Origin of the sequence: Petrocella sp. FN5 (assembly GCF_029210395.1) — a bacterium.
GTDB lineage: Bacteria > Bacillota > Clostridia > Lachnospirales > Vallitaleaceae > Petrocella.
Window position 1 is genome coordinate 12,629 of record NZ_JARGDP010000030.1, and the last position, 22,144, is coordinate 34,772.

Genomic DNA, 22,144 nt, shown 5'->3' on the forward strand with positions numbered 1-22,144 from the left:
TTTTCTCCTAATCTATAAAATACTGATAAATATCCCGTTTAGGTTTGTCTCTATCTTTTGCAATGGCTTTAATCGCCTCTTTTTTACTCATACCTTGATTTAGATAATGTTGAAGATGATCTTCAAGTGATAAGGCTTCATACAATACATTTTCTTTTGACTTAAGTTGCTCCTTTGGGCACCCTGCAATAATCAAAACATACTCACCTCTAGGATCATTGGATCTATAGTAATCAATGGCTTCTATAAGCTTCCATTTTAAAACTTCTTCGAATTTCTTGGTCAATTCTCGGGTTATGACAATCTCACGTTCACCACCAAAAAAGGCTGTCACTTCATTAAGAAAGGCTTTTAGTCTATGAGGTGCTTCGTAAAAAATCATAGTTCTGGATTCATTTGTTAGATCCTTTAGACGCTCGGCTCTTTCTTTCTTGCCTACCGGCAAAAAACCTTCATAAACAAATCGTCTTGTATCCATCCCTGACAGAACCAGACCATTAATCAGCGCTACAGGACCTGGAATTGACGTGACTGGTATCCCTGCTTCTTGACATAAGATAACCAAATCTTCTCCTGGGTCAGAGATACCTGGTGTTCCGGCATCTGTTACTAAGGCTATGTCTTTACCTTCCCTAAGGTCTTTAAGAATATCCGGACCTTTTTGCTGCTTGTTATGTTCATGATAACTGGTCATCGTCTTATGTATCTCATAATGGTTCAGCAGCTTTATGGTGTGCCGTGTATCCTCCGCTGCTATATAATCAACTTCCCTAAGGGTTCTTATTGCTCTATAACTCATATCTTCTAGGTTGCCTATTGGCGTTGCAACCAAATATAATGTACCCATATGTACCTCTTTTCTAAATGGTATCTAATCATTTATTGACAACTAATACTAAGGTAAAGGGTCAAAACCAAATAACTAATAACCGTAAATACTATAAATCTCATCGGTGTAGGTGCCTTCTGATGTATATACAATTAAGGGTTTTTCAACCTTCAAAAACGGATTGCCTTGTCTTACAGATTCAATCAAAACCATATTGGCTTCACTACCAATCTTTGGATGAACCATCTTCAACCTCTTCGGTTCCATTTTGTTGGCTCTAAGCAAGGTTATGATATCAATGAGTCGATGGGGTCTGTGGACCAAATAGAATCTGCCACCCACTTTTGTCAATCGACTCGCTTGAGAAATAACATCTTCTAGGGTGCATAATACCTCATGGCGGGCAATGGTTTTTGCACTAAGTTCATTGGTAATACCTTTTCCTGCATCCATATAGGGTGGGTTACAGGTTACCACATCATAGTTGGATAAAGGAAGCAGATTATCCGCTTCCTTTATATCACCTTGGATGATATTGATCTTTTCTTCTAATTGGTTCATCTGAACACTTCGCTTGGCCATATCCACATTCGCTTCTTGTATCTCAAGCCCCGTAATATGCTTAGGACCAAATCTACCTTCCACAAGCAAAGGAATGATGCCGTTACCCGTGCCAAGATCTAATACCACATCTGAGGTTCTAATATTACAAAAACCTGCCAATAGAACAGCATCCATGCCAAAACAAAACATGGCTTCATTTTGTATAATCTTATAACCTTTACGATGCAAATCATCTAAACGCTCATCAGGTTTCAATTTTTCTATCATCTTAATTCCTTTAACTCTTTTTTTTGTCTTCTTGTGGCTTCTTCTGAGGATTGTTCACACGTTTTACTTTATTCTGAGGTTTACCACGTTTGGGTCTATGTTTCTGCTCATGCTTTTGCTTTTGGTCTTCCTGATTGTCCTTCTCTTTTTTCTTTTCTTCTCGTTCAAGAGCTTCTAGTCTTCTAAGCTCATCTTCTTCTTCTTTTGTGATTTGAGTTTGACCTTTTTTTCTATTTGGTTTTTGTATCAAGAGATCCTCAATCTTAAGCTGTACAATCTCTGGATCACCGTCCGGTTTTCTGATGACAATCTTGACCAACTGACGAATGATATTGGTATTAATCACCTCGCCCATAAGCCCTGTTTCCTTAACTTTAACAATATCACCATAATTTGGTAAGTTTTTATTTAAGTATTCATAGGTCTCTTCTTCATATTTGAGGCAACACATCAAGCGACCACAGACACCGGATATCTTTGTCGGGTTTAAAGAAAGGTTCTGTTCCTTTGCCATTTTTATTGAGACTGGATGAAAGTCTGTTAAGAAACTATGACAACACAAGGCTAAACCACATATACCGATGCTTCCAATCATCTTGGTCTCATCTCTAACGCCTATTTGCCGTAACTCAATACGTGTCTTAAAAACCGCTGCCAAATCTTTAACCAGCTCTCTAAAATCAATACGGCCGTCCGCTGTAAAGTAAAATAATAGCTTATTGTTATCAAAGGTATACTCGCAGTCAATCAGCTTCATATCTAAGTTATGCTTACGTATTTTTTTATTACAAACATCATAAGCCTCTCGTTCTTTTTTCTTATTTTCAACTTCAGTTTGGTCGTCTTCTGTTGTTGCCATTCGGATTACTTTTTTGAGGGGTTGTACCACATCATTTTCTTCTATCTCTCTATTACCAAGTACAACATGCCCATATTCGATGCCCCTTACCGTTTCAACAATAACACATTGTCCTGGTTTTATATCAAACGTTGCCGGATCAAAATAATAAATCTTACCGGCCTTTCTGAATCTAACGCCTACTACTATTATCATAACTTCTCCTTTAATTTCATATACCAATGAAATGGATTTATTTTGAATTCATTGCTTGAATTAACATCACTTCTACCAACAAAGTATAGTTAATATGCAATCGGTCGTATTTTCTGATTTGTTCTATACCTTCAATCAAGCTACTTATCCTATTATACGACAAATAGGGTACTTGTTTCAACAACAGATTCTTATTGTCCATATGAATCAAGGGCTCCAAATCTCCAAGACTCTTAATCACCATCAAGTCTCTAAGCCAAGTTAACATAAGATCTAAGAAGTTCTGTTTTTCATCTTTATATTTTTCAAATATTTCTATTTGCGCCATGGCCTCTACTTTATTTTTATTTGATATGGCCATCATAACTTGAATCATGTCTTTACGCATTTCATGAAAACTTTCTGAATGTCTTAAAGCTAGAGCTCTACCCATATTCCCTCTAGCAAAAGATGCATAGAGCTTCGCCTGATAATCCGGAACACCTAAATCCTTTTCCAGATAATCTTCAATACATATTTGACTTAGAGCCCTAAGGCGAATGACAACGCATCTTGATAAGATGGTTGATAAAAAAGTATGGGTGTGGGTGGCCAACAGAAAAATTCTCACATGAACTGGGGGTTCTTCTAAAGTTTTAAGCAAGGCGTTTTGTGCTTGTATCGTCATTTTTTCCGCTTCATGTATAATATAGATCTTATAATCGTATACATAAGGCTTAATATGGACATCTTTATTGACTTGCTCACGTATGTCATCTACACCGATACCGGTTTTCTTACTGGCATGAATATGAATGACATCTGGATGGTTGCCACTATCATAGGATCGGCAAGACTTACAAACATCGCAAGCATCAATGCCATGATCCAAACATTGCATAACTTTGGCATATGTGTTGGTCAATTGTTTTTTGCCCATACCGCTTTCACCTTCTATAATATAGGCATGGGATATCTTATTCAGTTTTATGGCGTTTTGAAAATGCTGGATCACCTCTTCATAGCCTTTAATCTCATCAAATCGATACATATGCCCATCTCCTTTAACATGTCCTATCATATCATTATTATGTCTTTTTTAAAAGCAAATGTATACAGTTTATAATCATTCTTTTGAGTATAAGTCTTTTTCTATAACACATTGTTAAGCCTTGCTGCCTCTGCTATAATGGATTTATGCGATATTAAAGATAATAGGAAGGTAGGCCCTATGAAAATATTACTTATAGCCGATCAAGAATCCAGATACATATGGGATTTTTTTGACCCAAAACGTTTTGAGAATATTGATGTCATTCTTTCTGCTGGTGATCTTAAAGCCAGTTATATGGAGTTTCTTAATACGGTCATACGAAAACCACTCTACTACATTCATGGCAATCATGACCAAAGGTATCTAGACTCACCACCTATGGGATGTATTAATATTGAAGATGATTTGGTCCTTGTAAATGGTATACGTATACTTGGATTAGGCGGATCTATGCGATACAAAAATGGACCAATGCAGTATTCAGAAACCGAAATGGTCAAACGCGTTCGCAAACTTAGACGTAAGATTGATAAACATCAAGGTTTCGACATCCTTCTGACACATGCTCCGGCAAAAGGTATCGGTGATGGGGAAGATCTTTGCCATCAAGGATTCATGGTTTTTAATCAACTAATGGAAGTGTATAAACCTTCTTACTTTCTTCATGGTCACCAACATCTTAATTACAACTTAAATGCAAAACGAGTACGTCATTATGACCTTACAACCATCATTAATGGTTATGACTATTATATTTTTGAATTTGAGTCAAATGGCTATTCTTATGATAAAAAAAGTAGGCCTAGACCTAATTTTAATACTGGCTTCATGAAAAAAAATCCACAAAAAAGCAATGAGTAGCTTTTTAACTCATTGCTTTTTATTTATGTTAAATACTTGGTTAAGGTGTCAAAACTTAGTTTGACCCTTTAACCATACTTTTTTTTGACACTAAAAAGTTCTAATAGTTTATGGTTTTTTTCTTTTGCATTAATACTTGGAATGCTACCTTTAACACCATTAACAAACCAATCCATATCCAATATCGCCTCATTACTGATATGGGTACCTGCTTCAACCATTAATTCTTGTTGCTGATTATATATTGGACCTGTGAATGGATGATGTACACCGTCCACAATCATTTTTTTCATGAAGGTCACACTGTTTATTAGTGGTTCCGGTAACTTTGATTCCGAGTACATAATATCGACAACGCCGGCATCCATGCCCCACCAATAACTAATTGCACGTTCATTGTTTCCAAGTAGGCCACTAATTTTATTATAGTTTCCACTCATTATATTTCTTACAATCTTTTCATAAAAGACCCCCCAGTGCCAATGTGGGTTTGCAAGACAAACTGGGTCTTGACCGTTACGTAACTCATCCGCAAAATAAATACCAGAATGCTTAAGACTTGTCTTAAGGTCTGTAGACTCCTGATGACATATGATATCAACACCCATATCCATTAACTGTTGATCGATTCTATAACACTCATCTTCACCACAGGCTGTTGTGGCATCCACCCATTTAACAAAGACTTCTGCAAAAGGATTCAGAAATCTTGCACCAAGTGCATAGGCATTAATACTGCTAATAACCTCCGGTATAGGATAGGTAACGACATAACCCAATTGATTGGTTTTGCTCATAGCACCTGCTATCATACCAACCAAAAAATTCGGTTCAAATATTCGACCAAAATAAGTTCGAAAATGTCTATAGGACATGCTTTCAGAACAATTAAGAAATCTTACATCTTCATACGCTAAAGATGCTTTTAATGTTTCGTGTATGAACGCCGGTGATGTGGCAAAAATAATATCATAGTCACCTTCGGCCGCTTCTTTAAGATAATCATAAGCCCGTTCATCCTCAGGTACATTGTTAATACAGGTGGTCATGACACTGTCACCCATCACATTTTCTAGATGGTGACGCCCTATTTCATGACCGTAAGTCCACGCTGAAGAATCCTTAGATTTAGCATGTAAAAAAGCGATTTTGACTTCCTTCATAGCAAATGGTAAATTGGTTAGGCCAAAAAACAAAGGTTTTTTTTCAAGCTCAGAAGGTGTTAACTCCAGTTCGTATTTATTAGAACTACCAATGATTTCAAGTTCTGTCCAAAGACTCTTGAGGTTTTCTTCCAAGACTTCATCAATACCATCTCTGTAAGGATAGATATCCAAATATTGTAAAAAAGCATCACCTGTAGTAATAGGAATTTGATCGCCACCTAGTTTTTTATAAAGTTTTTTGAATTGATAATAGATGGATCTTAAATCGCCTTTTTTATCTTCTTGATGCCAACCATATTTTTCTATGATTTTATGCATTTTTACAAAGCTACCTACTTCTGTAAACCATAAATAATTAATCTGGTGATTTTTATAAAATTCCAGAAACTCATAGTAGATGACGATGGTCTTATCTTCCTTATCATATCTAGGAATAAGCCTAGTTACATAAGCTGAGATTAAAACAGCCTCACTGTAACTTAAAACACTGACCCTCTTATTTCCTTCTTCAACATAATACCAGTTCAAATACTCATAAACTTTAATAGGTTCTCTAATACCCTCTTCAATATGCGCTTCATATAAATAAACCCATTTAGCCGCAAATTCCGTTGAAGGTCCTAAAATAGGCATAAAATCAGGGGAGAATGCACTTCTTCTCGCATTCGTTCTTGTACCTTTTATTTTTTTAATAGGAATCTCTGTAAGACCTAAGCTAACTTCTGAAACAATAGACTCTCTTGAAAGAATGGCATCAAGAGAGGGAACATGAGTATTCCAACCATTAGATTTATAATGATTTACCGTTTTAATCCCTAATTTTCTTGCTTTTTCATAATTCGTCCTACCAAGCTCCATATGATTCAATCCTTCCTTCTTAGACTAAGCAACCCTCTCTATTTAAACCAGTAAAAGAACCTGTCACATAAGACAGGTCCTCAATCATTGTCACATGTATTGGATTATAATGCTATATCATCATATCAAGAAGTAAGCCTTTGATGTCATCTATTCTTCCCAAAATATTCAGATGGTTCTTCTCTTCTTTCAGGAGCTCCTGGGCCAATTCATCTAGGTTCTTATCTACCAGTTTGACAATACCATAAACCCTATGCCGTCCTCTTTTATCAAGAAAATTCTCTCTGGAGAACTTATGAGAATGGGTTACGATTTCATTCATAAAGTCCTTGACCATTTCTCGATACTTCTTCATGTCTCTTATATCCATATGCTTGGACAAACGATCCCCTTGGGCTGTAATGTCTTTAATCATCCCATTCAATTTACTTTGTAATTCACTTTCTTCTATCTTACTCAGCAAGGTGAATTTAAAGTCATCTTTGGACACAACTTCTTTATTCGAAGTCACATCAGATACATTCGTCATAGTTAATGGGTTAATTTTCATGTCCATAGAAACACAACTCCTTAAAACTGTATACGTTTAAAGCAACAAAACTAAGTTTCACTAATTCACATACAATATATAGATTACGTTGATGCATTCATAACTATATATTGTATGTGAAATTTCAACTATAAAGTTTTGACACCTTAACCCTACCTAAATCTTTAAATATTTCTCAATATCGATGACAAATATGGTTGCGCCTCCAACGGTTATTTCAACCGGATAAGGCATGCAACCTTCAATTGCACTGGGTATCGGAGGGTTCATTAGAGACAGTTCTTTCTTAGTCTGGCACTTCTCTTCTATAACATCAAGTACTTTGTCTACTTCCTGCTCCTTTACACCAATAAACAAGGTGGTGTTACCTGTTTTTAGAAACCCACCAGTTGATGCCAACTTAGTTGCCATATATCCTTCTGATGTCAAAGCATCCACTAACTTATGAGCATCTTCATCATGAATCACTGCTATGATCAATTTCATAAGATCACCTCTATCCTTTATCGGCACAATTAAGTTTCTTACTTAACTATATTATAACACCTTGAAAAATTATAACAAGTAGTGCTACTTGCAACTTATCTATCGAGTATGAAGTTCCAGTAAACCAAAAAGTAGTAACCTTAGATTTTCATCCATGGTCACTACTTTTTCTAATGTGTATAAGTTTGATTTAACTATATACCAAAATAGTTCTTAGCATTATTGTAACAAATATCTTGAATCATACGCCCTAATAACTCAGGATTGTTGGGATATTCTCCGTTTTCAACCCATTCTCCAAAGAGATTGCATAATATACGTCTAAAATATTCATGCCGCACATAAGACAGAAAACTTCTTGAATCTGTCAACATACCAACAAAACGACTGATGAGCCCCAGTTGAGCCAGCGTCTTCATCTGATCGATCATACCGTCTTTCTGATCACAGAACCACCAACCGGAACCAAACTGAATCTTACCCCCTATGCCGCCACCTTGAAAATTACCAATCATGGTTCCAATCACATAATTATCTCTTGGATTTAAGACATAAATAATGGTTTTTGGTAACTCATCCGTTGTATCTAGGTCATTAAGGAGGTCCGATAATGCTCTGGCAAATACTGTATCATTAATAGAATCAAAACCTGTATCCGGACCGACTTCCTCATGCATCCTCGTATTGTTATTACGCAGTGCACCAATATGCAATTGCATCGTCCAACCTTTTTTTGCATAAAGCTTACCTAACTGATTCATGACCAAACTTTTATATTTGACCACTTCATCGTGGGTTAATACACTAGCTCGAAGCGCCTTTTTAAAAATAATCTCCCCTTCTTCTAGAGTTACATTTTTTAAGGCCTCATAGTGAACTTCATCAAGGGCGTGATCTGAAAGCCTGCAGCCTTGATTATGAAAGTAGACTACCCGTTCTTCTAACGCTTTAAACAATAAGGCTAAAGATGTTATACCATAGCCTACTGAAGATTCAAGTTGCTTTAACCAAGGTAGAAATGTTTCTAAATGGATATGGATACCTTTATCCGGTCTAAAAGTAGGTAGTACTTTGGTCTTAAAGGTATCATCTTCCTTAATAATCTTGTGATATTCTAATGTATCTATTGGATCATCTGTGGTACAGATGACATCTACATTAGATCTTCTTATAAGTGCCTTTGATGTAAAAGCATCTGTTTTTAAACGTTCATTACACACATCCCATATATTTTCTGCTGTGGTCATATCTAATTGCTCTTCTATGTCAAAATAACGTTTTAGTTCAAGATGGGCCCAGTGATACATGGGATTCCCTATAGCATAAGGCAAGGCTTCGGCAAAAGCCATAAATTTACTGGCATCCGGCGCATTCCCAGTTATAGATGCTTCTAATACACCGTTGCTGCGCATAAGACGCCACTTATAGTGGTCACCACCTAGCCAAATTTCAGTCATATTTTTATAGGATTTGTTTTCAGCAATTTCCTGAGCCGATAAGTGGCAGTGGTAGTCAAAAATCGGCATGTCTTTTGCATAATCATGGTAAAGGCGAATTGCAGTCTCATTGGTTAATAGAAAATTTTCGTCCATAAACTTTTTCATAATGTTACCCCCGTTTTAAAAATCGCGATTTCTCGGTAATTATTCAGTTCCTGTCTTGTTTTAGCACCATTAATGGTGGCGATGATTTTCTCGGTAAATTGTTCTAACATTGCATCCATACTTAATCCATCTACCAACTGCCCAGCATTAAAATCAATCCAGTTGGGCTTTTTCTCAAACAAGGGTGTGTTGGTCGAGATTTTTACCGTTGGTACAAAACCGCCAAAAGGTGTGCCTCTGCCTGTTGAAAAAAGTACCATATGACACCCACACATACCTAGAGTGGTGGTTGCTACCGCATCATTTCCTGGGGCACTAATTAAGTTCAATCCGGGTGTTTTCAGCCGCTCTGTATGTTTTAGAACATCCATGACTAAGCTGTCCCCTGCCTTGGTGGTACACCCAAGTGACTTATCTTCTAGAGAAGATATACCACCACTTTTATTACCCGGTGAAGGGTTATCATAGATCACTTGATTATGCTTTTTATAATAGTTTTTGAAATCATTGACCATCTCCACCATCTTATCAAAAACTTCTCTATTGACACATCGGTTCATGAGAATGGTCTCAGCACCGAACATCTCAGGTACTTCTGTAAGCACAGTTGTCCCACCTTGCTCAACTAAGTAATCTGAAAATCTACCAATCAATGGATTGGCTGTTATACCACTAAGTCCGTCTGAACCACCACACTCTAAACCGACACGAATAGATGACAGCGGTTTTTCAACACGCTGGTCTTTTAGCATTTCATCAAAGAGGGCTCTTACCATCTCATATCCTACCTCGATTTCATCTTCCACTTCCTGAGAAATCAAAAAAAGAACACGCGATTTGTCATAGGTACCTAAAGATTCTTCAAAAGCTTTGATCTGATTATTTTCGCAGCCCAGTCCAATCACGAGAACACCACCGGCATTGGGATGTTTTGTTATATTTTGTAATGTTTTTCGGGTATTGATATGATCATCTCCCATTTGAGAACAACCATAGTTGTGGGTATAGGCATATATACCGTCAAAATTATCCAAACGATTCAGGTCGATGCCTTCTTCCATACAGCGGCTTTTAAAAACATCAATAATACGGTTGGATACACCATTGACACAACCCACTGTTGGTATGATCCATAGCTCATTTCTAATACCAACTTCTTGGCCCATTCTTTCATAGACTTTGACTGTTTTACGCTCTATTTTTGATACTGAAGCTGCTGTCGATCTATCATTATTTTTTTCAGGTTGATACTTGTAGGACAATATGTCACCTAAAGATGTCTTAAGGTTATGTGTATGTATATGGTCACCTTTTAAGATATCACAAGTGGCTATGCCGATAGGCATACCATATTTAATAATGGCTTCATCTTTTTTTATGTCTTTTAAAGCATATTTATGACCTCTTATTAGGTTCTTGCTGTCATCTTTTTCAAGATTGATATATACATTGTCTCGGTTGTGAATAATATAATGTTTGTTCATCAGACCTCCTCCTAATCAATCTTCATCTTCAACGGCATGGATTAGATTTTCCATACCTTCATCCAGTATGATTGAAACATAATTGACCACTTGATCTCTTAGTCCGGGTATGTGATTCAGGTTACCTTTCCAATTAGGTTCGTATCCAAGTACGGCTTCTACTACATCTACAAGGCTTGTCTTACTACCATCATACTGCTTCCAAGCATCTTTATAAAGCTTTAGAATATCCTCATTGTCGACTATGGCAATCTTCTTACCGGCATATTCACCTCGATAAAAAACCATATAAGAAGCCAAGGCCGCAACCAATCGCTTAGGTAACTTACTATTTTGATCAAAATAAGCGAGAAGTGAAGGCAGAACACGTGTCTGATATTTCGACATACTGTTTAATGAGATGCTCATAAGATAATGCTTAACAAAGGGGTTTTTGAAACGCAAGATGACTTCAGCTGCGTAAATTTCTAGCGCTTCTTTTGACAAAGTAAGTGTCGGAATGATTTCATCAAATATTGCCTTCATAAGAAATTGATTGATCTGTGGATCTTCTACGGACTCAAGAACCGTTTCGATTCCATATAAATAAGCAACCGGAACTAGGGTGGTATGGGCACCGTTTAGAATACGTACTTTTCTCACCTTATAGGGTGTGACATCCTCAACAAAAAGCACTTGGCAACCTGCTTCGTCTGCCGGAAAAGCCTGCTGAACTTTATCATTGCCTTGAATAACCCAAAGATTAAACTGTTCACTTTCCACCACCAACTGATCTTCGTAACCCAATTCTTCCCATATTGTCTTTATGGTTTCTTTGGGATAGCCAGGAACAATCCGATCGACAAGTGTATTACAGAACTGATTGGATTTTTCAACCCAGGTCTTAAAAGTCTCACCAAGGTTCCATAGATCTATATAGGCCATTACCGCTTCTTTTAGTCGGTCTGCATTGTTGTCTATGAGCTCACAAGGCAATACGATATAGCCTTTATCAGGGTCTCCCTTAAATGCTTCATATCTTTCATACATCAGTCTTGTTAATTTTCCCGGATAGGTTACCGAAGCTTCCATATCCAATTGGTCTTTTGGATCAAATACGATGCCCGCTTCCGTCGTATTTGAGACAATGATTGAGGCTGTTTCTGTGTGCGCTAGAGAAAGATAGCCCTCAAAATCCTCATAAGGATTAATCCCAACGGATAATGCCGTATTTTTATAATACTCTATGACCGGCTCCTGATTCTTAATACCTTTCAAATAGTGGGTGTATGTATAATTCTGTGACTCTAGTATTGGTAGCAAACCTTTTGCTAATGGTTGGACAACCGCTACACTGCCATTGAATAAATTCTGCTCATTCATTTTATGAATCATCCAATCCACAAAACCTCTTAGAAAATTACCTTCTCCAAATTGTATGACTCTAACCGGATGATTTGACGCCTTTTTCCACTCTACAGCATGCATTCTTCTACCTCACATTTTTTGACATTCTTCATTGGCTTTATCTTTTCATCATTCTTTACTCTTGTCTTATTATAATACTTCTGATATAACTATAGTATAATCAAACGTATGAGTATTCAATAAGTAGCTTTTGACAAACTGTGCATTTTTTGACATTAGTTCTATGAAATGAGGCCCTCTATGAATGCATTTGAACAATCTCGCCAACAATATATTATTAATCTTTTAAGTGAAATCTTACCTGAGAACTTAAAAAATGAGACACAACTGTCTCAGATAGGTCTTCATGAATCCGGTACCTATATTGTCTTGCAGTTAACTATGACAAATGGTATAACACGTTTAATTGGATGCATGCCTGAGACGTCTCTTACAACATGGAAAAATATCTTTCATCAACATCTACTTAATGCCTTTACCTACTTAGATATTGAACCTGTGTGCCTCTTGAATCTTCAACCTTTTAATCGTACATTGATTCTTTCAGTAACCCCTTCTCTTCCTCATAGTAATATGATACAACAGCTACAGACCTGCTTTGATGATATGCATGAGGTATTAAGCACAACCTATAATGCATCTGTTATTGGATGTTTTGGAAATTTTGTTCATAATTTTTTTGATATCGGTAGCTCCTACAAAAAATCCAGGAAACTTCAAGAGTATACGTTTATCATCGGGCAGGGGAAATGTATATTTTTTGAAGATTTTTCCATCCATGATGATTACTCCTTAATTGAATATAGCTATATTCAAAACTTTGAGACTTTGCTACAACATCGCGACTGGCTAAACATATACAAGCTTATTGATACCATCAAATGGTCACTTCTTACAAATGCCACAAATAATTCTAAAACCACATATTTATATAAAGAAATCTACGCTTTAACCATTCGACATCTTTTCAATGAAATGCATACTTATCAAGATGAAATTAGGCAACTCAATGAAGGCATCATCATGTTCGAACACCTTTTCAACGATCTACATGATGTACATGCCTACTATTTAAGAATCTTACAAACCATTTCACAAGTTGATAAGAATACGCCCTATTCACTACATATCAAAAAGGCCTTACACATCATCCATATGGAGTATATGCAGGCCATTAGTTTAAATTATATTGCAGATTCTTTGAACATCTCTACCGCTTATCTCTCTAGATTATTCAAAAACGAAGTTGGCATGAACTTTAAAATCTATTTAACCAACTATCGTATGAGTGTTGCCAAACAACTCCTAAAAGGTACCAATAATAATCTATTAACCATCGGATCAAATATTGGTTATCCTACAGCCACACAATTTATACGTGTTTTTAAATCAAGTGAAGGTATCACACCAACAGAGTACAGAAATTATCATCATAACTAACATAGCTTAATGTATAAACTTACTTTGGTAATAGTGGTTTTATCGCTTCTAAAATAATCTGATGGATAACCTCTATGGACTTGGCTGCATCTACAGTTAAGATTCTATTATGATGACGTTTTGCCAAAAGTTTGTAACCTTCGTTAACCATTAAGTGAAAATCATCGCTTTGAAGTTCTAGTCGATCTAGAGCCTGTTGGTTTTTTTTCCTTGATAATCCAAGGTTGGGAGGCAAATCCAATAATATGGTTAAGTCGGGTATTAACCCCTGCGTTGCATAGCTATTAATATTTTCAACCACATCTATACCAACACCTCTTGCGTAACCTTGATATACAACTGAAGAGTCCACAAATCGATCACAAATAACCACCTTACCTTGCTTAATGTTAGGCTTAATAAACTCAGCTACATGCTGGGCTCTTGATGCAGCATACAGCAATACTTCTGTCATATTGGCCATTTCCATATTGTTGCTATCTAAAATCACCTCTCTGATTTTTTCACTTATCGGTGTACCGCCTGGCTCCCTGGTCAACAAAACTTCAAAACCATGCTTATTAAAATAAGACATAAGCAAGTCAATTTGAGTTGATTTACCTGAACCATCTCCGCCTTCTATCGTTATAAATATACCTTTCATAATTCCCTCTTTCTTTTTAGTATTAAAGGATGACATCCACTTTTTCATCTTCATAACCTAAGATTTCCAAACCTTCTTCTTCCCATTTATATATCTGCTTTATCAAGTCTTCAGTAATCCTTTCTCCCGGTACCACCATGGGAATGCCCGGTGGATAGGGTGTAATCATACTGGCTGCTATTCTATCCACACTTTGATGCAAAGGTATTCTCTCGCTATTTTTTGCAAACGCCTCATAGGGTTCTAATGATTTTTGATTTCTATCAAAACCACTAACAATCTTTGTTGATTTTTTTAAAGGTTTTAGCTTTTTGTCTATAGCTCTGATTGCTTTTGCATAACTGGCTAAAGCACTTTTGCTATCCGCAATACTGAAGAAACCTAATGCATGTACTTTTGAAGATAGTTCCAATTGAATATTATATTTTTTTCTAAGCAAATGGTTACAATCATGACCAGAAATATCCGACTTATCAAAAAGCAGAATATGTTTATAAGGGTCTTTCGCAATAATACCTTCTTCAATACTTCTATAAGTGTTCAGACTCCGAATACTTTTCATTTTATTAAGAACCTTATGCACCTTTTCTAAGTGTTTCAAATGACTTGTCCACAATTTTTCTTGATACATCAACTGTCTTATACATAAATCCATCTGAGCCATCATAATATAGGATGGACTACTGGTTTGTAACATCTGTAGCATTCTAAGAACCTTTCTTTCAGACTCTTTTTCTAAATTCAGATGCATAAGTGCCGATTGAGTAAAAGTAGGCAATGTTTTATGCATGCTATGTATAACAATATCAGCTCCCAGTTTTATTGCGGAATCCGGTAGACTTTTAGAAAAGGGAAGGTGTGCACCATGAGCTTCATCCACTATCAATATGACATTATAGCGATTACATATCTTTCCAATGGATTCAATATCCGATATAAAACCTTCATATGTGGGACTCGTCATAATAAAAGACAATATTTTAGGATTGGCAATTAAGATTTCTTCCACTTTTCTTGGATCAATACCGCCAACCAAACCAAATTGGGTCACCTCTGGATAAATATACAGTGGCTTAAGCTTAAACAATGTAATGCCGTGATAGACGGATTGATGACAATTCCTAGCAACCAAAACAGTATCTTCTGCTTCATGAATACCCCCAATAGCACTTAAAATACCCATAGTACTTCCATTAACCAGAAAAATCGTTCTTTTGGTCCCATACAGTTTAGAAATATAATCCATACTTTCTTTTAAAATGCCACTGGCTTGATAAAGATGGTCTGTGCCCGGTACCTCTGTTACATCTATGGTGTAGGCATCCTTAACCAAACGATATCTTCCCCCTTTATGACCGGGCATGTGCATGGGATATATTTTATGGTTATAACTTTTAAGATGATCATAGAGATTTTTTTTCATTTGCTTACCCTCTTTTCATTCTTTGTAACTATATCTATTGTACGGAATTTTTCAATAAAAAACAAGCCAACAAAAAACTATGTCAAATGACATAGTTTTTTGCTTAAAGATTTTTAGGATGAGGAATAATACTATATAATCTGCTATTGCAGCTCATACCTATAATAATTAAAAAACTCTCTTATGCGCCATGATGAATTGTAACACCTTTGATTTCGAAGTCTGCATAACTATCAATACCATGTTCTTCAATATCAAGTCCATTTTGTTCTTCAGATGCACTAACTCTTAATCCAATTAACTTGTCTACAATCTTGAAGACAACGAAAGCCGTTGGAAAAACCCATGCAGCAACGGCAACAACACCGACTGCTTGAATCGCTAATTGACCAAAGCCTCCACCATAAAGTAAACCACCATCAGTAGCAAATACTCCTACTAGTAATGTACCAACTGCCCCTGTGATACCATGAACACTCACAGCACCAACCGGGTCGTCTACCTTAAGTACTTTGTCTATAAACTCTACTGCAAAGACAATTACAATACCTGCAATAATCCCTATGAAGAATGCGCCCATTGGAGAAACCGCTGCACAACCTGCGGTAATCGCTACAAGGCCTGCTAATGCCCCATTAAGTGACATAGATACGTCCGGTTTTTTGTAACGAATCCAAGTTACAAGCATGGCAACAATTGCTGCCGCTGCTGCTGCCAAGTTAGTGGTAACAAAGATTTGACCGATAGCGATAGCGTCCTCAGCAGAAGAAGCTGCCAGCTGTGATCCGGGATTAAACCCAAACCAACCAAACCAAAGTATAAATACACCTAGTGCACCAAGTGTTAATGAGTGACCGGGAATCGCATTAGATTTACCGGATTTCGAATATTTCCCAATTCTAGGACCTAATATTGCCGCACCAACTAGGGCTGTCCAACCACCGACAGAATGTACTGCTGTTGAACCTGCAAAATCTATAAAACCTTCTGCACCACCTATAGATAAGGTGGATAACCAACCACCACCCCAGATCCAATGACCTGATACTGGGTAAATAACAACTGAAATAAAGAAACTATATACCAAGTAAGAAATGAATTTTGTACGTTCAGCCATGGCACCTGATACAATAGTCGCTGCTGTAGCACAAAAAACAGTTTGAAATATTAAAGATGTATAGTCATCATAAAAAACAAAGCCTGACCAACCAAATAAACCAAAATTACTTACACCATACATAATACTATAGCCTACGAGCCAAAACATAACCGATCCAACAGAAAAGTCCATAAGGTTCTTCATAATGATATTACCTGCATTTTTTGATCTGGTAAAGCCAGTTTCTACCATTGCAAATCCCGCTTGCATAAAAAACACCAACGCTGCTGCAATTAACACCCATATCGTATCTAAAACTAATTTTATATCTTCCATTATTCTTCACTCCTTCAACATTATCTTTTTATTTTACATTCCCTTTTTCTATTTTCTAGAATGCAATCCCAATCCCATTTAGTTACATGTTTGCTTCGTCCTACCCTTGTGAACCGATTATAAAGCTTTAACGCCTTCTTCGCCTGTCCTTACCTTAATCACATTTTCTACCGGATAAATAAATATCTTACCGTCACCAATCTCTCCGGTTCTAAGTACTTCCTTAGCCACTTCAACGACTTTTTCTACCGGTACCTCAGATACAACAACTTCAATTCTTGATTTCGGTAATAAGTCAATCTCATATTCTGTTCCTCTATAATACTCTGTTTTACCTTTTTGTAAGCCGCAACCCAATACATGTGAAAATGTCATACCTGTAATCCCGATTTCGTTTAAAGCTACTTTTAAAGCTTCAACTTTGCTTGGTCTTGTAATAATATCGATTTTTGTAATCTTGTCCATAGTAATCCTCCTCTTAAAAACTTAATTTGTAATAATACTTACCTTTAACATCGAATAGATACTTGTTTCTTCTATCATCTTGTGATTTGCTTCATGGGTTGTGTAAGTGTCATATAAAAAAAATGATGGCCATCATATTTTTGAATCTGGGGAAACAAGAAGCGTGACTACTTCACGTAATATATCCTTTCAACTTAAATATAAAAAAGTCAGTCTTCTTTACACATGTGCATAGCAAGGAAATGACCTGACGCATTCAGCTATGTTTTAAAACTGAATGCAAAGTATGACTTGTAGAGAATAAAAAAAGGCCCACATACTTCAATTTAGAAGTATGTGAACCACTTTGTTCACGTTATTAATTGATGTGCACCCTTGCAATGTCAATTAATGAATATGGAACTATTATAGTATGCTTAGAAACATCTGTCAATACTTTTTTCAAATTAATGATTTTTCTCAATAAAAAACTTGCATATATACTTATAAATCTATAAAAAATTAGCTTTATAAAACTTATTTTGCAATAACCATCACCTTTACCATCATAACCATCAATATCTACATTCTTTTAAAGCCGAACTATTACTGTTGTGTATAGTGATTAATAAATAAATTTTATAAATCCTTTTACTATGACTAATCCTAGTTTTTAATGACTTGTATTGACACCGGTTTCCTCTCATGCTATGATTAGAAAAATTAGCTGATTGATATTATTTATCAATGATTAATGTGTCATTATTATTTAGATGAGCTTTAATATTAGATAAATTATATAGTTTTGACACCTTATCCAGTCATATAATTTTAAAACATCTTATTAAGAGTGGTGGAGGGAATAGGCCCTATGAAACCCGGCAACCAGCAAGCAGTTGTATGGTGCTAATTCCTACAGCATAAGCTGAGAAATAAGACGCATTCTGGAATGATACGCTTCTATTTCTTAACTGGAATAGATTTTTTTATATCTAAATTCTATGATCGTCTGATACGTAACTATTTAACCCATGCACAAAGGAGTGATATGATGAGCAATAGCAAACATACTTACGGATTTGATACTTTACAATTACATGCCGGTCAGGAACCTGATTCTGCAACCGGTTCACGAGCGGTACCCATCTACCAAACAAGTGCTTATAGTTTTAGAGATTTTGAACATGGAAAAAATCTTTTTAACTTAAGTGAGCCGGGCAATATTTACACACGTATTATGAATCCAACCACCGATGTTTTTGAGAAACGTATTGCCGCCCTTGAAGGTGGTGTGGCTGCTCTTGCTGTTGCTTCCGGATCTGCAGCCATTACCTATGCCATTCAAAATATCGCATCTGCTGGTGATGAAATCGTAGCAGCCAATACTCTATATGGCGGTACCCATAACTTACTAAAAAATACATTACCAAAATTTGGCATCAAAACCCATTTGGTTAATCCTGATCGTATCGAAAATTTTGCTGAAAAAATCAATGAAAAAACAAAAGCCATTTATATTGAAACCATTGGTAATCCTTTGACCAATATTATAGATATTGAAGCAGTGGCCAATCTCGCTCATGAAAACGGTTTGCCACTTATTGTTGACAATACTTTTGCAACACCTTATCTAAACAGACCTATAGAATTTGGCGCTGATATTGTTGTACATTCAGCTACTAAGTTCATTGGGGGACACGGTACTTCTATTGGCGGTGTCATTGTAGATGCCGGTAATTTTGATTGGGCCGCTAGCGGACGGTTTAAAAGTTTTACTGAACCTGATCCAAGCTACCACGGTATTGTTTACTCTGAAGCGCTTGGAAACCTTGCATATATCATCAAAGCTAGGGTAACATTATTACGTGATACCGGTGCTGCAATTAGTCCCTTTAACTCTTTTCTATTCTTACAAGGACTAGAAACACTTTCCTTAAGGGTCGAACGTCATGTATCCAACGCTAAGAAAATTGCAGAATATTTAAATAGTCATGAGCTTGTAAACTGGGTACACTATCCTTCATTAAAAGATGACCCTTATCATGAACTTGCTCAAAAATATTTACCAAAAGGATCCGGAAGTATTTTCACTTTTGGTATCAAAGGCGATGAAGTTGCAGCAGAAAAATTTATCAATGCTCTTGAATTGTTTTCACATTTGGCCAACGTCGCTGATGCCAAGTCTTTGGTGATTCATCCAAGCACAACAACCCATCAACAATTAAGCGATGAAGATCAGATTGCAGCCGGTATTACAAAAGACACCATAAGGCTTTCAATAGGTATCGAAGATGTTGATGACCTAATCTATGACCTTGATCAAGCCTTTAAAGCTACATTATTATAATATTATTTTGTATAATCAGAAAAAGATTGCTCTTAGGCAATCTTTTTCTGATTTATAACATCATTCTAGTTTCAAAGCTATGCTTAAAAACTCATACTTGGTTCAAGAATCTATTCTTAGTAATATATCCAATCTTTAATCTTTGAATAAATCTAAAAATGCCTTAGTTATCTCTCCAGTCATACCCCAAATGATATGATGATTATATCTATAAAAATATACTTTACGCTTATGCTTCACCCAAGGTCTATCGTATTTATCCGGCAAACCTAATGATTTTGAGGTAAGAGCTTTCACTTCGTCACCTTCTTCAACAATAAAGGATGGCTTAACCTCCATATCGATATAATTAACTTCAGTTTTCATATTAAGTAGGATTTCAAGTGGAACTGTAAATACCGAGGCAACCTCTTCGTTAAGATCTAGTACTTCTAAATCATCAATCTTTAGAACACCTACAAACACATCTATAGTCACATCTGAATGAGCTACCAAAGTACCAAGATGGCCGATCACCTCAATCTTACCCTCTTCAATACCCAGTTCCTCTGAGGTCTCTCTAACCGCTGTTCTTTCATAGTCACCTTTATCAACATTCTCTTGACCGCCGCCCGGAAATCCAATCTCACCACCTTGTCGAATATGCTCACTTCTTACTTGGTAGAGGACATGAATATCATCCTTCATATCAATTAGAGGAATTAGTACTGCGGCATTTAGGTACTTATCTTCCTTACCAATTAGGATATCCGTATGCTTTAGATTTTTTTTTAGTTTTTTAAGTATTGGATCCAACATAGTTCCACCTCATGTCTTTTATTATAATAATCTACATTTTAACCTTATTAGGACAGGATAGACACCAACGATTATAACAGAATTTGCAGACTTTAGTTTTGATCATTAAAATCACTGTGCCCCATATAATTAAGTAGGGTATAAGCAAGTAATATCTACCATCCATACTGGTAAGAGGCAATACAAAAACCATCAACATGGAACCAATTGTAGATACGTATTCATAAAGGGTATATTTTCCTGTCTTTTTATAAGGCAATTTTTTTGCCAATTGTCCCGGTATCTTATGATGACAAGAACCATTCATACTGTGGGGACATTTTCTACAATAGCGCATTAATACCACATATCCAGAAAGAAATAATAGAAGAACATATAAACCACCATACATCATTGAATACGTCGTTATGGTAAATATACCTATTACTAAAGCTATCATCAGCACAACCATGCTTATTATTCCATACTTATTTTTCATCTTTACCTCCCAAGTCTTAATAATAACATTATACAATAGAATGTACTTAGCGTCAGTAATTATCCACACTAGCGTGTTATGCTCTGTGATTCATCAACAATTCTCAGCTTGGAAATAATCATTCATCACTTATTCTAACTGCATTTAAAACCTATTAGAATATAAAAAAAATTACCTATACAATAGATAATCTAGAGTGAGTCACCCGGGGTTCGAACCCGAGACAACTGGATTAAAAGTCCAGTGCTCTACCAGCTGAGCTAGTGACCCTTATATATTTGAAGTTTGAAGCTTAGTGCCCAGAGCCGGAATCGAACCAGGTGGATGGTTCTGCCTTTGGTCACAATAATATATGTGTATGTTGAATGCCCAGAGCCGGAATCGAACCAGCGACACGAGGATTTTCAGTCCTCTGCTCTACCGACTGAGCTATCTGGGCTGATGCATTTGATACAGTGTTACCAATTGCGGAGAGAGGATTTGAACCTCTGACCTTCGGGTTATGAGCCCGACGAGCTTCCAGACTGCTCCACTCCGCGTCGTTGTTGATTCGATGAACCAACTATATAAAACAAACAAACCAATCAGACCTATATTTTTTATAAAAAGGACAATCTTTATTGTTTGAATGGAGGGAGAAGGATTCGAACCTTCGAAGCTATCGCAACAGATTTACAGTCTGCCCCCTTTGGCCACTCGGGAACCCCTCCAAATAATTATTAAATTGTTAAAAGCCGACGACCGGACTCGAACCGGTAACCTGCTGATTACAAGTCAGCTGCTCTGCCAATTGAGCCACGTCGGCAAAAGGTTATTTCTAAACTCAAAAAATACACATCGATATTATTCTCTAATATTTATGTGCTATGAATTTGTATATCGAATGGGCGCAACAGGGCTCGAACCTGTGACCCCCTGCTTGTAAGGCAGGTGCTCTCCCAGCTGAGCTATGCGCCCTGGGATATTTACATAA

At 36.5% G+C, this 22,144-nt stretch carries 17 protein-coding genes, 6 tRNA genes, 2 pseudogenes and 1 riboswitch; of the genes and pseudogenes, 3 read left to right on the forward strand and 22 right to left on the reverse strand.

Features of this window, described 5'->3' with window-relative positions; translation table 11 throughout:
* Positions 1-7: 7 nt before the first annotated feature.
* The 4 genes from rsmI to P0N36_RS08915 all read right to left on the reverse strand — a co-directional run bounded on the left by rsmI (position 8) and on the right by P0N36_RS08915 (position 3,744).
* Positions 8-847, reverse strand: a complete 840-nt coding sequence (rsmI, locus tag P0N36_RS08900) for a 16S rRNA (cytidine(1402)-2'-O)-methyltransferase (RefSeq protein ID WP_275842496.1) — start codon at positions 845-847, stop codon at positions 8-10.
* 75 nt (positions 848-922) lie between these two features.
* Positions 923-1,660 carry a tRNA1(Val) (adenine(37)-N6)-methyltransferase gene (locus P0N36_RS08905; protein ID WP_275842497.1) on the reverse strand — a complete coding sequence of 246 codons (738 nt, stop codon included), beginning with the start codon at positions 1,658-1,660 and terminating at the stop codon, positions 923-925.
* A gap of 10 nt (positions 1,661-1,670) precedes the next feature.
* Positions 1,671-2,714, reverse strand: coding sequence for a PSP1 domain-containing protein (locus P0N36_RS08910; protein ID WP_275842498.1), 1,044 nt, complete (start codon positions 2,712-2,714; stop codon positions 1,671-1,673).
* 37 nt (positions 2,715-2,751) lie between these two features.
* On the reverse strand, positions 2,752-3,744 hold the full coding sequence (locus P0N36_RS08915; RefSeq protein ID WP_275842499.1) for a DNA polymerase III subunit: 993 nt from the start codon (positions 3,742-3,744) through the stop codon (positions 2,752-2,754).
* Positions 3,745-3,924: 180 nt separating this feature from the next.
* On the opposite strand from P0N36_RS08915, the gene P0N36_RS08920 reads away from it, so the two are divergent.
* Positions 3,925-4,608: a metallophosphoesterase family protein gene (locus tag P0N36_RS08920; protein WP_275842500.1), complete on the forward strand. Its 684-nt coding sequence runs from the start codon at positions 3,925-3,927 to the stop codon at positions 4,606-4,608.
* Positions 4,609-4,676: 68 nt separating this feature from the next.
* On the opposite strand, the gene P0N36_RS08925 is transcribed toward P0N36_RS08920, so the two are convergent.
* The 6 genes from P0N36_RS08925 to P0N36_RS08950 all read right to left on the reverse strand — a co-directional run bounded on the left by P0N36_RS08925 (position 4,677) and on the right by P0N36_RS08950 (position 12,223).
* Positions 4,677-6,632 (reverse strand): BMP family ABC transporter substrate-binding protein, encoded by a 1,956-nt coding sequence (locus tag P0N36_RS08925; RefSeq protein WP_275842501.1) that lies wholly within the window; start codon positions 6,630-6,632, stop codon positions 4,677-4,679.
* A 112-nt stretch (positions 6,633-6,744) separates the two neighbouring features.
* Positions 6,745-7,188 (reverse strand): YaaR family protein, encoded by a 444-nt coding sequence (locus P0N36_RS08930; protein ID WP_275842502.1) that lies wholly within the window; start codon positions 7,186-7,188, stop codon positions 6,745-6,747.
* A 150-nt stretch (positions 7,189-7,338) separates the two neighbouring features.
* Positions 7,339-7,668 carry a cyclic-di-AMP receptor gene (locus tag P0N36_RS08935; protein ID WP_275842503.1) on the reverse strand — a complete coding sequence of 110 codons (330 nt, stop codon included), beginning with the start codon at positions 7,666-7,668 and terminating at the stop codon, positions 7,339-7,341.
* 194 nt (positions 7,669-7,862) lie between these two features.
* On the reverse strand, positions 7,863-9,272 hold the full coding sequence (gene uxaC, locus P0N36_RS08940) for a glucuronate isomerase (RefSeq protein WP_275842504.1): 1,410 nt from the start codon (positions 9,270-9,272) through the stop codon (positions 7,863-7,865).
* Positions 9,269-10,756, reverse strand: a complete 1,488-nt coding sequence (locus P0N36_RS08945; protein WP_275842505.1) for a UxaA family hydrolase — start codon at positions 10,754-10,756, stop codon at positions 9,269-9,271. The genes uxaC and P0N36_RS08945 overlap by 4 nt, the downstream gene beginning before the upstream one ends.
* Positions 10,757-10,771: 15 nt before the next feature.
* The gene (locus tag P0N36_RS08950; RefSeq protein ID WP_275842506.1) at positions 10,772-12,223 is read right to left on the reverse strand and encodes a tagaturonate reductase; all 1,452 of its coding nucleotides are present in this window, start codon (positions 12,221-12,223) and stop codon (positions 10,772-10,774) included.
* A gap of 180 nt (positions 12,224-12,403) precedes the next feature.
* Here P0N36_RS08950 and P0N36_RS08955 point away from each other — a divergent pair, with 180 nt between their 5' ends.
* Positions 12,404-13,603 carry a helix-turn-helix transcriptional regulator gene (locus P0N36_RS08955; protein WP_275842507.1) on the forward strand — a complete coding sequence of 400 codons (1,200 nt, stop codon included), beginning with the start codon at positions 12,404-12,406 and terminating at the stop codon, positions 13,601-13,603.
* 19 nt (positions 13,604-13,622) lie between these two features.
* On the opposite strand, the gene tmk is transcribed toward P0N36_RS08955, so the two are convergent.
* From tmk to P0N36_RS08975, 4 genes and pseudogenes are all read right to left on the reverse strand, one after another.
* Complete coding sequence (tmk, locus tag P0N36_RS08960) at positions 13,623-14,246, reverse strand: dTMP kinase (RefSeq protein WP_275842508.1); 624 nt, start codon at positions 14,244-14,246, stop codon at positions 13,623-13,625.
* A gap of 22 nt (positions 14,247-14,268) precedes the next feature.
* Positions 14,269-15,669, reverse strand: coding sequence for an aminotransferase class I/II-fold pyridoxal phosphate-dependent enzyme (locus P0N36_RS08965; protein ID WP_275842509.1), 1,401 nt, complete (start codon positions 15,667-15,669; stop codon positions 14,269-14,271).
* A gap of 217 nt (positions 15,670-15,886) precedes the next feature.
* Positions 15,887-17,104: pseudogene (locus tag P0N36_RS08970) on the reverse strand (ammonium transporter); the annotation flags it as partial.
* Between the two features lie 117 nt (positions 17,105-17,221).
* A pseudogene (locus P0N36_RS08975) lies at positions 17,222-17,563 on the reverse strand (P-II family nitrogen regulator); the annotation flags it as partial.
* Between the two features lie 823 nt (positions 17,564-18,386).
* A riboswitch (SAM riboswitch) is annotated at positions 18,387-18,487 on the forward strand.
* 112 nt (positions 18,488-18,599) lie between these two features.
* Here P0N36_RS08975 and P0N36_RS08980 point away from each other — a divergent pair.
* Complete coding sequence (locus P0N36_RS08980; protein WP_330683998.1) at positions 18,600-19,895, forward strand: O-acetylhomoserine aminocarboxypropyltransferase/cysteine synthase family protein; 1,296 nt, start codon at positions 18,600-18,602, stop codon at positions 19,893-19,895.
* 135 nt (positions 19,896-20,030) lie between these two features.
* Here the strand turns inward: P0N36_RS08980 and P0N36_RS08985 are convergent, their stop codons facing one another.
* The 8 genes from P0N36_RS08985 to P0N36_RS09020 form a co-directional block, all read right to left on the reverse strand.
* Positions 20,031-20,693: an NUDIX hydrolase gene (locus P0N36_RS08985; protein ID WP_275842512.1), complete on the reverse strand. Its 663-nt coding sequence runs from the start codon at positions 20,691-20,693 to the stop codon at positions 20,031-20,033.
* Between the two features lie 31 nt (positions 20,694-20,724).
* Positions 20,725-21,171 (reverse strand): hypothetical protein, encoded by a 447-nt coding sequence (locus P0N36_RS08990; protein ID WP_275842513.1) that lies wholly within the window; start codon positions 21,169-21,171, stop codon positions 20,725-20,727.
* Positions 21,172-21,368: 197 nt separating this feature from the next.
* Positions 21,369-21,441: transfer RNA gene (locus P0N36_RS08995), tRNA-Lys, on the reverse strand.
* Between the two features lie 96 nt (positions 21,442-21,537).
* A tRNA-Phe gene (locus P0N36_RS09000) sits at positions 21,538-21,610 on the reverse strand.
* Positions 21,611-21,636: 26 nt separating this feature from the next.
* A tRNA-Met gene (locus P0N36_RS09005) sits at positions 21,637-21,710 on the reverse strand.
* A gap of 90 nt (positions 21,711-21,800) precedes the next feature.
* Positions 21,801-21,881 (reverse strand) — tRNA-Tyr (locus tag P0N36_RS09010).
* A 22-nt stretch (positions 21,882-21,903) separates the two neighbouring features.
* Positions 21,904-21,976, reverse strand: a tRNA-Thr gene (locus P0N36_RS09015).
* Positions 21,977-22,055: 79 nt separating this feature from the next.
* Positions 22,056-22,128 (reverse strand) — tRNA-Val (locus P0N36_RS09020).
* Positions 22,129-22,144: the final 16 nt, after the last annotated feature.

What these genes read in the sequence shown, in the direction of transcription:
- rsmI (WP_275842496.1), bottom strand. Translation starts at nt 847, where the DNA reads ATGGGTACATTATATTTGGTTGCAACGCCAATAGGCAACCTAGAAGAT.
- P0N36_RS08905 (WP_275842497.1), bottom strand. Translation starts at nt 1,660, where the DNA reads ATGATAGAAAAATTGAAACCTGATGAGCGTTTAGATGATTTGCATCGT.
- P0N36_RS08910 (WP_275842498.1), bottom strand. Translation starts at nt 2,714, where the DNA reads ATGATAATAGTAGTAGGCGTTAGATTCAGAAAGGCCGGTAAGATTTAT.
- P0N36_RS08915 (WP_275842499.1), bottom strand. Translation starts at nt 3,744, where the DNA reads ATGTATCGATTTGATGAGATTAAAGGCTATGAAGAGGTGATCCAGCAT.
- P0N36_RS08920 (WP_275842500.1), top strand. Translation starts at nt 3,925, where the DNA reads ATGAAAATATTACTTATAGCCGATCAAGAATCCAGATACATATGGGAT.
- P0N36_RS08925 (WP_275842501.1), bottom strand. Translation starts at nt 6,632, where the DNA reads ATGGAGCTTGGTAGGACGAATTATGAAAAAGCAAGAAAATTAGGGATT.
- P0N36_RS08930 (WP_275842502.1), bottom strand. Translation starts at nt 7,188, where the DNA reads ATGGACATGAAAATTAACCCATTAACTATGACGAATGTATCTGATGTG.
- P0N36_RS08935 (WP_275842503.1), bottom strand. Translation starts at nt 7,668, where the DNA reads ATGAAATTGATCATAGCAGTGATTCATGATGAAGATGCTCATAAGTTA.
- uxaC (WP_275842504.1), bottom strand. Translation starts at nt 9,272, where the DNA reads ATGAAAAAGTTTATGGACGAAAATTTTCTATTAACCAATGAGACTGCA.
- P0N36_RS08945 (WP_275842505.1), bottom strand. Translation starts at nt 10,756, where the DNA reads ATGAACAAACATTATATTATTCACAACCGAGACAATGTATATATCAAT.
- P0N36_RS08950 (WP_275842506.1), bottom strand. Translation starts at nt 12,223, where the DNA reads ATGCATGCTGTAGAGTGGAAAAAGGCGTCAAATCATCCGGTTAGAGTC.
- P0N36_RS08955 (WP_275842507.1), top strand. Translation starts at nt 12,404, where the DNA reads ATGAATGCATTTGAACAATCTCGCCAACAATATATTATTAATCTTTTA.
- tmk (WP_275842508.1), bottom strand. Translation starts at nt 14,246, where the DNA reads ATGAAAGGTATATTTATAACGATAGAAGGCGGAGATGGTTCAGGTAAA.
- P0N36_RS08965 (WP_275842509.1), bottom strand. Translation starts at nt 15,669, where the DNA reads ATGAAAAAAAATCTCTATGATCATCTTAAAAGTTATAACCATAAAATA.
- P0N36_RS08980 (WP_330683998.1), top strand. Translation starts at nt 18,600, where the DNA reads ATGAGCAATAGCAAACATACTTACGGATTTGATACTTTACAATTACAT.
- P0N36_RS08985 (WP_275842512.1), bottom strand. Translation starts at nt 20,693, where the DNA reads ATGTTGGATCCAATACTTAAAAAACTAAAAAAAAATCTAAAGCATACG.
- P0N36_RS08990 (WP_275842513.1), bottom strand. Translation starts at nt 21,171, where the DNA reads ATGAAAAATAAGTATGGAATAATAAGCATGGTTGTGCTGATGATAGCT.